Here is a 13,691-nt window from a genome sequence, read left to right as displayed (position 1 = left end):
CATAAATTAAAAGACGAGGAATGACCAGATTTGTATACCAGTGTATACAGTAATTCGTTGACCTATGAATCCGGGGGTAGGATCCCAAGGCCGCGCAAATAAATTCCGATACCGGTTTCCAGCAAATCCTCGGGCGGGAAGGGGGCGCGGGCGCCGGGATTTCCCCGGGCATATAGTTCAACAACCCCGTGGCTCATCGCTGAAATATGGGCAGAAAACATAGCCGCGGGCGGGCGTTTGTCTGCGGGCATGTCCTGCAACAGGTCCGCAGCGGCGCGTTCAAGGACGGCGCTGGCACGTGAAGCTTCACGTGCCAGATCGGGGTTGGCGTTCAAAGACAATCCACTTTCGAACATCGCCATGTAGTGGCCCGGGTATTTGCGCGCAAAAGCAAGGTAAGCACGCCCCGTGGATTCAAAGGACGACAGCGCCGAGGGCTGCCCTTTTTCATAGGCGTATTCCATCAGATCGGCGAAAATGGCGTAACCCTGCTTGGCGATCTCGACCAGCAGGTCCTCTCGCCCTTGGAAATGGCGATAGACTGCCGCGGGGGTCACGCCTGCGGCTTTGGCGGCCTCTGACAGGGTGAAGCCCTGCGGACTTTTCTCTTCGATCAACGGAAGAGCCGCGTCGATCAGCGCCTGACGCAGATTGCCGTGATGATAACCGCGTTTAGCCATCCCAGATGTCCGGGCCTCCGCAAATAGACCGGTCGATTTCGCCGATCGCTGCTTCGTCTTTTCCGTCGTAGGGTACGCCGGACAAGACTGTTTGTATCGCGGCGATCCTTGCCCGTTTCTTGTCGTCAGACCGGATCACTGTCCAAGGCGCCGAGTCGGAATGCGACGTGTTCAACGTCTCTTGAATGGCCGCGGAATACTCGTCCCACTTCTTCAGGCCTTCAACATCGATCCAGCTTAGCTTCCACTGTTTTAACCGGTCACTTTCGCGGGCAAGAAAACGTCGCAACTGTTCAGAGCGCCCAACGTTCAGCCAGATTTTGAAAAGGTGAATTCCCTCATCCACAAGCATCTTTTCAAAGTCGGGCAGTTGGTTGAAAAAATGTGTCCGTTGATCGTCAGTACAAAAGCCAAAGACCTTTTCCACGACGCCGCGGTTGTACCAGCTGCGGTCGAATAGGGCGATTTCACCCCCCGCTGGCAATTGGTTCACATAGCGCTGGAAATACCACTGAGAGGCTTCCCGGTCAGACGGTTTCGACAGGGCCACGACCCGTGCCACGCGGGGGTTCAGGTTCTCGCGAAACCGCTTGATGGCGCCGCCTTTACCCGCGGCATCTCGGCCCTCGAACACAACGGCCACCTTTTGCCCCGAGGCCTTTACGTGAGCCTGAAGTTTGACCAGCTCGATCTGAAGCTTTTCAAGGTGTTTTTCATAGGGCTTACGCTTCAACGGCTCGTCGTAAGGGTATGTTTTGTCAAGAATATAACCCTTGCCATTGGCCTTGATAGCCGCGCGCACTGCGGCTGGGGCCGTGTTTTCGAAAAAGTCGCTGATTGCACCGTCAAAGGGCAGGGTCATTGGGGCCTCGTATCTTGTTACCGCACCAGTATGACGATCTGGTCGGTTAGCGCAATCCAGCCCGGGTTGCCGCGCGGTGAATGGCCTGCACGACGTCGGCCTCGGCAGCGTGGTGCGGCATGTGGCCGATACCCTCCAGCGGGGTCAGGGTCGCGCTGTCCACATCGTGGGCCAGTTTGACGGCATGAATGTCGAGGCCGACAATTTCGTCAGCCGTCCCGTGCACAATCTCGATCGGCATCTGCAACGAGGGGTAGTTCCCTTCCATACCGACAATCTGATCCTTTAGCGCTTTGCGCTGCGCTCCATTGGCGCGGAACGTGCGTCGGCGCAGGCTCATGCCTGGGCCGAAGTGGTCCAGATACCCGGACGGGGCCGCCTGAGGGTGGAAAATCGCTTCGACCTGAGAGTCCACGTATGACGGAGGAACAAACGCTGTGATCAAAGGCACCAGAAACGTCCGACCAACGGGGTTTGTGGTGGCCTTGTAAAGCCCAGGCAAGCCCGTTGGCCATTCATGCGATGGCGTCGCAAGCAAAACCAGTCCGGCCACGTCTTGCGGCGCGTCCAACGCCCAAGCCAAGGCAACAGCCCCGCCATAGCTTTGCCCAAGCACCAAGGGAGAGGTCGCCCCAAGCTCTTGCGCTGTCTTGCGGATCAATTCGGCCTGCTTGGACAGGGTTTCGGCGCTGTCTGCCCAATCGCTCCAGCCCAGCCCGGGCCGGTCGATGGCGATGACGCGATAGTCCTGTGCCAGTTTATCCATCAAAGAGAAGGTGAAATCGCGCGTTGACCCAGAGGATCCGTGGATCAGCACAAGGTCGGGCCCGTCGCCACGGACCACGGCGTGCATCTGCGTGCCATCGACGGTCAGCAACTGTCCTTCTGGCGGATAGGACGCCATTGCCCGTGCTTCACGCACGAAGGCGCGCCATTGGGTCACCCCCAAAACCGCGATCAGAATGACGGCTAGGCTAAGTGCCAATTTCTTCCAGCTTATAGGGGGTCGACTGATAAATCTCGTTGATCCAGTTGCCGTACAGAAGGTGCGCGTGGCTGCGCCAACGGTTCAGCGGGGTACGAGAGGGGTCGTCGTCCGGGTAATAGTTCATCGGCACGTTGATCGGGTCGCCATTGGCGACGTCGCGGTCGTACTCTTCCTTCAGCGTCCCACTGTCATATTCGAAGTGGTTGAAGATATAGAGCGCCCGATGTTTGGCATCCTGTACAAGACAGGGGCCAGACTCGTCACTGCCCAGAAGGGTGACCAGATCGGGATGTTCGTCGATCTCTGACTGCAAAATCTCGGTCCAGCGGCTGACCGGGATCACGCAATCATCCGAGAACCCGCGCAAAAACGGCGAAGCCGGTGACAGGTTGGTGTGCCGGAAACAGCCGAACGCCTTGTGATCAAGCATGTGCTTCTTCACACCGTGGAAATGATAGATCATCGCCATCCCGCCCCAGCACACGCCGAAGGTGGAATGCACATGGGTCTGGGTCCAGTCCATGATACGACGAAGCTCTTCCCAGTAGGTGACTTCTTCGAACGGCAGATGCTCGATCGGGGCGCCGGTGATGATCAGGCCATCGAACTTTTCGCCACTCGCTTCAACCTCGCTGAAGGGGCGATAGAATTCGGCCATGTGTTCGGCGGCGGTGTTTTTGGTCTCGTGCTCGCTCATACGGATCAAGGACAACTCAATCTGCAGAGGGGTAGACCCAATCAACCGCGCAAACTGGTTTTCCGTCTGAATCTTTTTGGGCATCAGGTTCAACAGACCGATGCGCAGGGGGCGGATATCCTGATGCGAGGCGCGGCCTTCGCCCATAACCATCACGCCCTCGTTCGTCAGAACGTCGAAGGCAGGTAGGTTTGATGGCAGTTTAATGGGCATTTCAGGTCATTCCGGTTGGCTTAAGAACACGAGAGATAGGGCTAAGCGCTCTTATCCTCAAGGGCTTGTTCGATCAGGGCTTCGAAATCTGCGGCGGTCTTTACCTTGGCCACATCCTCGGCCGTGATCGTCAGCCCCCAGTTTTCGGCCATGGCAGCATAGCTAGGTTGGCGGTGCGACAGGGCCTTGGCATAGCTCCACCGCATGAAGTCATCGGGGTCAACCTTATCTTCGGCCACGCCTTTTTCGGCCAGATACCCTTGCCAATAGTCGTGCATTTGATCGGGCGCGTAATACATCGGTTTGGGCGCCGCGGTGAAGCGGCGGATCAGTTCTTCGGTGTGATCATCCGACCCCTTGATCCAGACCATCAGAACAGAGTCAGACAGTGTATTCAGAACCGGGTCGTTCGGATCATTGGGGTCTACGACTTCGCAGATGGAGCCGCCGGAATCACAAACGAAGTTGTCATAGCCGTACAACGCCTTGGCGCGGTCGATGAAATGCGGTGTGTCGTTCAACGCTGCGATCTCGGCCACGCGATGCTGATCCTGACGGCGCATGTACTCGGCAAAGGGCAGGCCGCCCAATTCCGGGTTGCCGGGTTTGCCCAGATAGGTCGACAGGGGCGCCAGGTTATTGAACGTGATATTCGACGAGATATAGACGCTATCGCTTTTCAACAGTTCGCGAAGCAGGGGCACCTTCATCGCTTCATGTTTGAAGTTGTCGGCGATGTGTTCGCCCATGTAGCGCGTGCCAATCCGGTAATCGACGGAATAGTGAAACCAATTCCCCGAAGCCCGCAAGGCATTCGAAAGATAGGTTTTCCCAAGGCCCGACATGCCAAACAGCAGCACGCGCTTTGTCGGTGCCTCTCGCCATTCCTTTGCAGAGTTATAGATCATGCCCGGACCTTTCTTGCCTTTGTTTCGTCGTAGCGGGGCAAGGAATTTGGGTCAAACGGATTGTTCAAAGCAAAACCCCCGGACACAGGCCCGGGGGTTCGTGTTTTCAGGAAGGATAGTCGGCTCAGAAGTAGTAACCGACGCGCAGGCCCCAGGCCCAAGCAGAGTTATCGCGGAAGTTAGCAAGTTCTTCGCCTGCTGTTATACCGGTGATCGGTGGTCCAAACGTGTCTGCGTCGCCAATCCAAACGTGGCGTACGCCACCTGTAATCTTGATGTTCCCGTTGGTGTAGGTCGCGCCAAGGCCAAGGCTGGTGTAGCCATCTGTCGGTCCAAGGTTGCCAACATAGCCACCGCCGGATTTCTCGTGTCCAACTGTTGCGGCAATGGACCAGTTTTCGTTCAGGCGGCGTCCAACACCCAGATTGTAGGTGATCACGTCGTCGTCATAGTCAACCAACGAACCACCACCGCTGAACGCATTGTAGCCTGGGGGGGTGATGTCAAAGGACGACCAGTCTACCCAACGGATAGAGCCAAAAACGAGCGTGTCGGCTGCAACACCAGTCTGAAAGTCCAAATTTACGGATTTCGGAATCGTTACATCGAACGAACCGGTGAAGTCATCGAAATCTGGGAACGGATCAGGGATCGGTGCTGCGTTCGTATTTTCAGTCGACGCGAACGTATGATCCGTCGCCGAGTGGAAGGTCAAAGCGACGCGTGCTGCAATCTCGGGCTTTTCCCAAGCGATCCCGGCGGAGTATCCGATCTCGGTCGAGTCTTCGACGTCGAGCGTGTAGTTGTTGAAGAACGGAATCCCGAGTTCACCACCTACAGATACACGACGAATACCACCCACTAGGCTGAAGTTGTTGGGCAATTCATAGCGCAGGTATGCCGCAAGAGAATTGGAATTCAGGTCAGCATTGCCGCCGGAAAAGACATGATCTGAGCCCGCGCCGGCGAATGGAAACGGTACTCCCGAGGTTGTCGGATAGAAGACGTCCGCACCAACCGGGGAGTCTTGGATCAGGGCAAGGTTCAGCTTCTCGGACAGCTCGAACTTCGCTCCGAAGTTCAGCTGGTTGTAGCTTTCAGCCATGTCGCCGGTGTCAACACCACCGTAGGTGGCGGTCGCGGTACCGCTGACGGTCGGGTTCACATTGCTATATGTGACCTCAAAATAGTTGCCGTCTTCGAACAGAATGGCTGTCGATTGAGGTGACCGCTCGATCCCTCCAGCCGCAACTGCATTCCCTAGCGCAAGCAAGGCCAGCGCCGTTCCTCCCAGTAGTTTCACCTTGTTCTCCCTTATTGCCGATGAGTGGTGGCAGAATAATAAGGCGAAGCTAGAGGGTTAGGTCGCATTGGGTCAATTGTAACGCAACGTCATAAGAAAAATTTGATCAAATTCCCGAGCAGGCTCCAAGGGTGATCATCTTTTCAATAGCTTAGAAAATTATTCAATAAACTGAATATTTTATGTGTTTTAGGCTGATTGGCATGCCGACTTGACGCAAAGAAAGATTACGTCAAGTCACCCAGTGGCGTCAAAATCTGTCTGTGACAGAGTGTTAAGGCGTCATTCCCACTCGATGGTTCCCGGAGGCTTCGAGGTGACGTCATATGTGACCCGGTTGATGCCTTTGACTTCATTGATGATCCGCGTGGCGGTTTCGCCAAGGAATTCGTGGGTGAAGGGATAGTAATCCGCTGTCATCCCATCAACCGATGTCACCGCACGCAGCGCGCAGGCATAGTCATAGGTTCGGCCGTCGCCCATCACGCCAACGGTGCGGACGGGTAGGATCGCGACAAAGGCCTGCCAGATCTCGTCATACAGACCGTGCTTGCGGATCTGGTCGATATAGACCGCATCTGCTTCGCGCAGGATGTCCAGTTTCTCGCGCGTAATCTCGCCCGGGCAGCGGATTGCAAGACCCGGTCCGGGGAAGGGGTGGCGTCCGATAAAGCTGTCCGGCAGGCCCAGCTCACGGCCAAGGGCGCGCACTTCGTCTTTGAACAGCTCTCGCAGAGGCTCGACCAGTTTCAGCCCCATCTTCTCGGGCAGACCGCCAACGTTATGGTGCGATTTGATGGTGACCGAGGGGCCGCCAGAGAAGCTGACACTTTCGATGACATCCGGGTACAGCGTGCCCTGCGCCAGGAATTCTGCCCCGTCGATCGTGTCGGCGTGTTTCTGGAACACGTCGATGAAAAGCTTACCGATCGTTTTACGCTTGGTTTCCGGGTCGGATTGACCTTCAAGCTCGCCAAGGAACAGATCGGTTTCATCTGCGTGAATCAGCTGAATGTTATAGTTGTCGCGGAACATAGAGACGACCTCGGCCGCCTCGTTCTTGCGCAGCAGTCCGTGGTCCACGAATACGCAAGTCAACTGGTCTCCGATGGCCTCGTGCAGAAGGATCGCGGTGACAGAGCTGTCAACGCCGCCAGACAGACCACAGATGACATGCGCGTCGCCAACCTGTTCGCGGATTTCGCGGATGGCTTCTTCGCGATAGGCGCCCATGGTCCAGTCGCCCGTGAAACCAGCCAGCTTGATGAAGTTTTCGTACAGCTTCTTGCCGTTCGGCGTGTGGTGGACCTCGGGGTGGAACTGAACCGCATAGAAGTGACGATCAGTATCTGCGGTAATCGCGAAAGGCGCGTTGGGGGAGGTGCCGTAAACCTCGAACCCCGGTGCGATCTCGGAGACGTGGTCGCCGTGGCTCATCCAGACCTGTTCGTCGCCTTCGGTGAACCAGCCGTTCAGGATGTCCAAAGAATTCTTAGGTGTCACATAGGCGCGACCGAATTCAGCGGTGCCATGACCGCTTTCGACCTTACCGCCCAGTTGGTGCATCATGACCTGCTGACCGTAGCAGATGCCAAGGATCGGGACGCCATAGTCGAAAATCTCTTGCGGAGCGCGCGGCGAACCCTCGCGGGTCACGCTGTCAGGTCCACCCGAGAAAATGATCGCCTTGGGCGCCATTTCACGGACCATATCCATGGTCACGTTCTGGTAGGGGTGGATTTCGCAATAGACGCTCAGCTCGCGCAGGCGGCGCGCAATCAGCTGCGTTACCTGGCTGCCAAAGTCGATAATAAGAAGGCGGTCATGAGATACGGTGGTCATGCCAGCGTCCTAGGGCAGGGCAGATGCGCTTTCAAGCCCCTGTAGACGCTGACAGACGGATTCAGCCGTGCTTTCAGCAGGATTGGGCAGGTGCCTGCGGTAATAGCTTCAATTCGGCCATCAGGGCGATCAAAATCTCGACATGGCGGCGTGCCGAATAGGTGACATCGCCAGCCTTTCGGATCGATTCGATCTCGGCCTCAGCGGTGATCAATGCATCCAGCGCCAAATGCGCTGTGGTTTGGCCCTCTTCCTGCAGGATTCGTCCCAGATCGCGGTCCCGCCGGTAGTCAGAAAGTCCAATACGCGCGGCTCGGATCAAAAGGCGTGGACGACGAAGAGACGAAAGAAGAGAGTTCAGGTCGGACATGTTGGGCTCCTGCTTGTTCCAGTAAGCAAAGCATTATTCGCGCTATGCGGGTGTTGCGCCCAAAGGTTCTTGTGCGTTCGTTGGGTTCAGAAACCTTTACCGATTAAAAAGAAATTCTTCTTTTAACGAATTTATTAACTGTCGGATAAGGGGTTACGACCCGTACCTAAAGTTCCAAGTTTTTGGGATGCGGATTACCCGGCGGTTTCACTCAAAGGAACCAGAGTCCATGGGCAGCACTGACGCATACACGCAAGACGGGGGCAATCTCTTGCCGGCGTGGGTGCCTGATCCAGTCGTCTGGTATCTTGATCATACGCAAAGAGGCACTTCGCTTCGCGCTTTGGCGCGGACCGAAGGGCGTCATGCCTCGACCATACTCAGACAAGTGCGGCGGTTTGAACAACGGCGGGATGATCCGTTGGTGGACAGTGCGCTGGATCGTCTGAGCACCACTTTGACTCGACCAACTCTGAAGGAGCCCTCATCCATGACTGCCCCCATGCGCCAATCCCCGACCGCCGTTGACGAAGTGACGATCACCAAAGAGGCGAAACGTATTCTGCGCCGCCTGTGCGAAAAAGAGGCGTTTCTGGCGATCGCCAACGATCTGGAACGCGCGATTGTCATGAAGGAAACCACTGATGGACCGCCCGCACGTATTGCGGTGGTTGATCGGCCCATAGCCGAAGCCTTTGTGCTAAAGGATTGGATCTGTTGTACAAAACCCGGTCGGGTGGCCACCTATCACGTGACGCAGGCAGGCCGAAGTGCTTTGAAGCGCATGATTTCTGAAGAACAGGCCAAGAAAAACGGGTTTGCAGAGGCCCAAGCCCCGTTCAGTGCCCAGCACAAGGTCTGGGGAGAGAAAACCATTACCGGCGTGGACGAGCAAAAGGCCCAGAAGGTGCGATGCAACCTCGCGGAAAGCCCGCTTGCCCTGTTGGCACGTCGCAAGGATAAAAACGGTCAACCCTTCCTAAGCCCTGATCTGGTTGCGGCCGGCGAGCGGTTGCGCGAAGATTTTGAACTTGCACAGATGGGCCCGCGCGTGACGCAAAACTGGGATCGTTTTCTGACGGGTGGCGAACGGGGCGGGTATAATCCGAATGCGGGTGGTGGCTCTTACAATGCGCGCGATCGCGTCGCCGAGGCGCTGCGCGACTTAGGCCCAGGGTTGGGGGACGTTGTTTTGCGTTGCTGTTGTTATCTGGAAGGCATGGAGACAGCAGAAAAGCGAATGGGCTGGTCTGCCCGGTCCGGCAAGATCGTTCTGCGCATCGCTTTGCAGCGCCTAAGGATGCATTACGACGCGCAGGGTGAAAGCTCTAAGATGATTGGCTAGCCGCCCACCAGCAGACCAACGACGTAAGCTGTCATTGCACAGACGGCCCCAACAGCGACGGTCTCGGAGACACAGCGCAACAGGCGTTCGCCTGTTGCCACCCACCTTAATATGCCCAACGAGAACAAAGCGGCAAACGTGGAGCCAACCGACAGCGCGAACGTCTGGTCGTTGGCCTCGAAAATGAAATATGGAACCAACGGGATCGCGCCGAAAACGGTAAAGGACAGAAACGTCACCAAGCCGTTGATCGCCGGATTTTCTTCTTCAGGATCCTGCATGCCGAATTCGTATGTCATCATGAAATCCGCCATTAGTGACGGGTGGCGCGAAAGGATTGTGGTCGTCGTGTCAGCTTCTCCGGCGGGCAAGCCCCGCTGGCGAAGGATCTCGAACAGTTCCATCCGTTCCTGTTCGGGGTTTTCCTGAATCTCTCTTAATTCGCTTTCGCGGCGCGCACGGTACAGGTCATGTTGTGACCGAAGAGACAGGAACTCTCCCAGTCCCATGCTGATTGCGTCGGCAAACAGGTTTGCAAGGCCAAACACCAAAACGGCTATACCGCCGATCTGAGCAACGCCATCCAAGGATGAGCCCGCAAAGCCCGCGACAATGGCGAAGGTCGTGACGATCCCGTCATTCCCGCCGTAGACGATTTGTTTCAGATATTCTTGAAGGTTGCCCAATGAATGGGCCTCGCGCCGGTGTGCTCGCCAATCCATGATGGCTCCCTGAACTTACTATCAGGGTTCACAATAAACTTGTCTGAAGTATTGAAAAGGCGGCAGGGCAGTCCCTGCCGCGTCAAAAGCGCTTAGCGGCCCCAGGTGCGGACATCGCCGCAGTCCATGTGCACGAAGTTCGAGCGCGAATAGCGACCGACGCCGCCACCATTGCAAGCCGAGGCCGCTTTGAACATCTGGCCAACCGACCGCGACTTCAGGCGAAGATCAACGGCTTGACCCTTCATATGCAGAGAATTGCGCGCGACAGAGCTGGAACGGCTGCGAAGCGAGGCATTGGTCTGCGGGGTGCGATAGCCCGACAGCATCATGTAAGGCTCGGACGTATCAAGCAGGTTATGCGCCGCGGCCATGATGTCCAGCGTGCGCGTGTCGATCATCTTAACCTCATTCGTGCGCCAGTCGCGCATGAAGTAAGAGATCTCTTTCACTGCTTCTTTGATGTAGTCGCCATCAATCCAATAGATGGTATTGATGCTTTCACCGGTGCGGCCTGAATACATGGAGAGTTGCCGAATGTCGCCGGCGCCTTTGCCAAAGCTAAATGCATTCGACATTGTCGGAGCTGCCGCCAATGTGGTCGCTGCAAAAGCTTGCAATACTCCACGGCGGGTGAAACCCGATTTGTTCACAGTCATTACCTGCGCTGTCCCATCGCTATCGGCCGCTTAGTCGCAGCCTGTTGCTATATTTTCCCCAAGTGCGACGAATTTATTACACAAATTTTTGCGCGGACCAACAGTTTAGGTTCCCAAATGGAGGCGTTTGGGCAGATTATAGGCAAATTGTCGCCGACTTTTCCCCGTAAGTTTCGTGTAGGAAGGCGCTATGCTGGCCCTCAAAATTCCGAAAAACGCGGGCTTCCTGCAACATCCCGTGGGCAAGTTCTACGCTGTCATGAATGTGAATGGACAGTCTGGATGGCTTCGGCAAACTGGTGACAAAGCCCTGTGACGGGCGAACAAATGAATGGGTATTTGGCAGTGACACGTTTTCAGAGCTTCAAATTCGCAGGCCTGGCTGGGGCCGTTGCAATTGCGCTATCTCTTGGTGGATCCCCTGCACTGGCAGAGGTGACCCCATTTAAACAAGCGGTTGCGCAGGCAGCGTACCAAGACGATGTCATCGCTGCGTTTTATAAAGAACGCGGCTATAAACCGCTTTGGACCTCGAATGCGGATCGCGGCCGTCGCAAAGCCTTCTTGAAGGCAGCGGAAGAGGCGCGTGCGCATGGTTTGCCCGGGGGGCGTTATGATCCTGAGCAAATCGAAGCCCTTTTTAGGTCGGCCAAGTCGGGCACCAGCCGGGGCAAGGCAGAGGTCGAGTTGACCAAGATGTTCCTGCGCTATGCTCGTGATGTCCAATCGGGCATCCTGATCCCGGAACGTGTCGTTGATGGGATTGAACGCAAGGCGCCGCGTCGCAGAAGCTCTGACATTCTGAATGCTTTTGCCAAAAGCTCTCCGGCTCCATTCGTCAAATCGCTTGCCCCCCAAGGCGCGCAATACGCGCGCTTGATGGAAGAAAAGCTGCGGTTAGAGCGGATCTTGGGCAGCAAAGGCTGGGGGCCAAAGGTGCGTACCAGCCGCAAGATAGAACCAGGTGACAGCGGCAAAGACGTTGTAGGTGTTCGCAACCGTCTAATCGCGATGGGCTATCTAAAGCGCACCGCTTCGCAGACCTATGATGCGAACATGGTCAAAGCGATGAAGGCCTTCCAGCAGGATCACGGGCTTTTTGCAGATGGGGTGATCGGCAAGGGCACTTTGAAAGAGCTGAACCACGAGCCTCAGTACCGTTTGCAGCAAGTTGTCGTCGCGATGGAACGCGAGCGCTGGATGAACCGCGACCTAGGTCGCCGGCATGTACTGGTGAATATCCCAGATTTCCATGCGCGTATTGTCGAAAACGGCAAGGTGGCGTTCCAGACCCGTTCGGTCGTTGGCATGAACCTCACAGATCGCCGCACACCGGAATTCTCGGATGTGATGAACCACATGGTGATCAACCCGACCTGGAATGTTCCGCGGTCAATCGCGACCAAGGAATACCTGCCGATGTTGCAGGAGAACCCAAATGCTGTTTCTCATCTGAACCTGTTGGATGCGTCTGGGCGCAGGGTCAGCCGCGAGGGTTTGGACTTTACCCAGTTCAACGAAAAGAACTTCCCATTCGACATGAAACAGCCGCCGTCCAACAGTAATGCGCTTGGTCTGGTGAAATTCATGTTCCCGAACCCCCACAATATTTACCTGCACGACACGCCGCATAAATCTTTGTTCGGGCGTCAGACGCGGGCCTTTAGCCATGGCTGCATCCGTCTGCGCGATCCATTCGATTTCGCTTACGCGCTGTTGTCGAAGCAAACCAACGACCCGCAAGGGTTCTTCAAGGCAAGATTGTCGACCGGGAAAGAAACCCGCGTGGACCTGAAGGACCCGCTGCAAGTGCACCTGATCTATCGCACGGCCTATACGAATGCGAAGGGTCGCACACAGTTCCGCGACGACATTTACGGGCGTGACGCTGCGATTTTCAAAGCCTTGTCGCAGGCCGGGGTGGTGCTGTACGCGGTTCAAAGCTAAATACTCCTCAACAGCCGGGTGACAAAACGCCACCGGCTTATTGGGGGAAGTCTATGGCTTATACTCTGCAACAAATTGCGGATGCACTTGGGGCCCGGGTCGAAGGAGACGCGGGCCTGACTGTTCTGCGTCCTGCCGAACCGGCAGAGGCGGGTCCGAACGACCTTGCGCTTGCCATGTCACCAAAATACGCAGTTGGGCTTACATTCGGGCAGGCCGAGGCCGCCATCCTGTGGGATGGCGCCGATTGGCAATCGCTTGGCCTTAAAGGCGCGATCTATGTACCGCGTCCTCGCTATGCCATGTCGGGATTGACCCAGCTGATGGATGCGGGGCCACAGATTGCACCCGGTATCCATCCAAGCGCAGTCGTTGCCCCAGATGCAAAGATCGGTGAGAACGCAGCTATCGGTCCCTTCGTAGTGATCGCTTCGGGTGTGAAGATCGGCGCTAATGCGCGGATCGCCAGCCATGTCAGCATCACGGATGGGGCGCAGATTGGCGATGACGCATTGCTTTTGCAGGGCGCTCGAATTGGCGCCGAGGTTCAGATCGGTGATCGCTTCATTGCTCAACCCGGCGCGGTCATTGGGGCTGACGGGTTTTCCTTCGTCACACCGGAGAAGTCCGCCGTAGAGAACGTACGCGAAACCCTTGGCGACGCCGGAGATGCAGAGCAGCAAGGCTGGGTCCGGATTCATTCGATCGGTTCGGTAGAGATCGGGGACGATGTCGAAATCGGCGCGAACACCACGATCGACCGCGGGACAATCCGCGCCACCCGTATCGGATCGGGGACGAAGATCGATAACCTCGTTCAGGTTGGTCACAACGTCCAGATTGGGCAGGATTGTCTTTTGTGCGGACAGGTTGGTGTCGCGGGATCTACCCGGATTGGCGACAATGTTGTCCTAGGTGGTCAGGTCGGCGTGGTCGACAATCTGATCGTGGGGGACGCGGTGATTGCCGGGGCAGGGACCATGATTCTTTCAAACGTCCCCAAGGGTCGGGCAATGCTGGGTTACCCGGCTATGAAAATGCAAAGCCATGTAGAGACGTATAAAGCCTTGCGTCGCCTACCGCGATTGATGTCGCAGGTCGCCAAATTGCAGAAAGCAGTTTCCAAGAGCGATCAGAACGACTAAATCACATGGC

At 56.3% G+C, this 13,691-nt stretch carries 14 protein-coding genes; 4 read left to right on the top strand and 10 right to left on the bottom strand.

Going from position 1 to position 13,691, the window contains the following annotated elements; genetic code table 11:
* Positions 1-62 precede the first annotated feature (62 nt).
* From CLM58_RS13440 to CLM58_RS13405, 8 genes are all read right to left on the bottom strand, one after another.
* Positions 63-680 carry a TetR/AcrR family transcriptional regulator gene (locus CLM58_RS13440; RefSeq protein ID WP_095596404.1) on the bottom strand — a complete coding sequence of 206 codons (618 nt, stop codon included), beginning with the start codon at positions 678-680 and terminating at the stop codon, positions 63-65.
* Entirely contained in the window at positions 673-1,542 is an 870-nt protein-coding gene (gene ppk2, locus CLM58_RS13435) for a polyphosphate kinase 2 (RefSeq protein ID WP_095596403.1), read from the bottom strand. The genes CLM58_RS13440 and ppk2 overlap by 8 nt, the downstream gene beginning before the upstream one ends.
* 46 nt (positions 1,543-1,588) lie before the next feature.
* Positions 1,589-2,527, bottom strand: a complete 939-nt coding sequence (locus CLM58_RS13430; RefSeq protein ID WP_095596402.1) for an alpha/beta fold hydrolase — start codon at positions 2,525-2,527, stop codon at positions 1,589-1,591.
* Positions 2,517-3,440 carry a homoserine O-acetyltransferase MetA gene (gene metA, locus CLM58_RS13425; RefSeq protein ID WP_095596401.1) on the bottom strand — a complete coding sequence of 308 codons (924 nt, stop codon included), beginning with the start codon at positions 3,438-3,440 and terminating at the stop codon, positions 2,517-2,519. Before metA ends, CLM58_RS13430 begins: the two co-directional genes overlap by 11 nt.
* 41 nt (positions 3,441-3,481) lie before the next feature.
* Complete coding sequence (locus CLM58_RS13420; protein ID WP_095596400.1) at positions 3,482-4,348, bottom strand: ATPase; 867 nt, start codon at positions 4,346-4,348, stop codon at positions 3,482-3,484.
* Between the two features lie 124 nt (positions 4,349-4,472).
* Positions 4,473-5,651, bottom strand: a complete 1,179-nt coding sequence (locus CLM58_RS13415; protein WP_095596399.1) for an outer membrane protein transport protein — start codon at positions 5,649-5,651, stop codon at positions 4,473-4,475.
* Between the two features lie 282 nt (positions 5,652-5,933).
* Positions 5,934-7,493 carry a glutamine-hydrolyzing GMP synthase gene (gene guaA, locus CLM58_RS13410; protein WP_095596398.1) on the bottom strand — a complete coding sequence of 520 codons (1,560 nt, stop codon included), beginning with the start codon at positions 7,491-7,493 and terminating at the stop codon, positions 5,934-5,936.
* A 73-nt stretch (positions 7,494-7,566) separates the two neighbouring features.
* Positions 7,567-7,863, bottom strand: coding sequence for a DUF6477 family protein (locus tag CLM58_RS13405; protein WP_095596397.1), 297 nt, complete (start codon positions 7,861-7,863; stop codon positions 7,567-7,569).
* A 229-nt stretch (positions 7,864-8,092) separates the two neighbouring features.
* On the opposite strand from CLM58_RS13405, the gene CLM58_RS13400 reads away from it, so the two are divergent.
* A complete protein-coding gene (locus CLM58_RS13400; protein ID WP_095596396.1) occupies positions 8,093-9,208 on the top strand; it encodes a DUF6456 domain-containing protein in 1,116 nt (371 codons plus the stop codon).
* Here CLM58_RS13400 and CLM58_RS13395 read toward each other — a convergent pair.
* Positions 9,205-9,930, bottom strand: a complete 726-nt coding sequence (locus CLM58_RS13395) for a VIT1/CCC1 transporter family protein (protein ID WP_095596395.1) — start codon at positions 9,928-9,930, stop codon at positions 9,205-9,207. The two genes, CLM58_RS13400 and CLM58_RS13395, sit on opposite strands and share 4 nt — an antisense overlap.
* Before the next feature lie 92 nt (positions 9,931-10,022).
* Entirely contained in the window at positions 10,023-10,589 is a 567-nt protein-coding gene (locus CLM58_RS13390) for a YcbK family protein (RefSeq protein WP_095596394.1), read from the bottom strand.
* Between the two features lie 190 nt (positions 10,590-10,779).
* On the opposite strand from CLM58_RS13390, the gene CLM58_RS17435 reads away from it, so the two are divergent.
* The 3 genes from CLM58_RS17435 to lpxD are packed head-to-tail and all read left to right on the top strand — an operon-like array spanning position 10,780 to position 13,681.
* On the top strand, positions 10,780-10,905 hold the full coding sequence (locus tag CLM58_RS17435) for a hypothetical protein (RefSeq protein ID WP_268236392.1): 126 nt from the start codon (positions 10,780-10,782) through the stop codon (positions 10,903-10,905).
* A gap of 29 nt (positions 10,906-10,934) precedes the next feature.
* A complete protein-coding gene (locus CLM58_RS13385) occupies positions 10,935-12,536 on the top strand; it encodes a L,D-transpeptidase family protein (RefSeq protein WP_229666096.1) in 1,602 nt (533 codons plus the stop codon).
* Between the two features lie 53 nt (positions 12,537-12,589).
* Complete coding sequence (lpxD, locus tag CLM58_RS13380; RefSeq protein WP_095596393.1) at positions 12,590-13,681, top strand: UDP-3-O-(3-hydroxymyristoyl)glucosamine N-acyltransferase; 1,092 nt, start codon at positions 12,590-12,592, stop codon at positions 13,679-13,681.
* Positions 13,682-13,691: the final 10 nt, after the last annotated feature.

Source organism: Actibacterium pelagium (genome assembly GCF_002285415.1).
Classification (GTDB): domain Bacteria; phylum Pseudomonadota; class Alphaproteobacteria; order Rhodobacterales; family Rhodobacteraceae; genus Actibacterium_B; species Actibacterium_B pelagium.
This window is presented reverse-complemented; position numbering and strand designations above follow the sequence as displayed.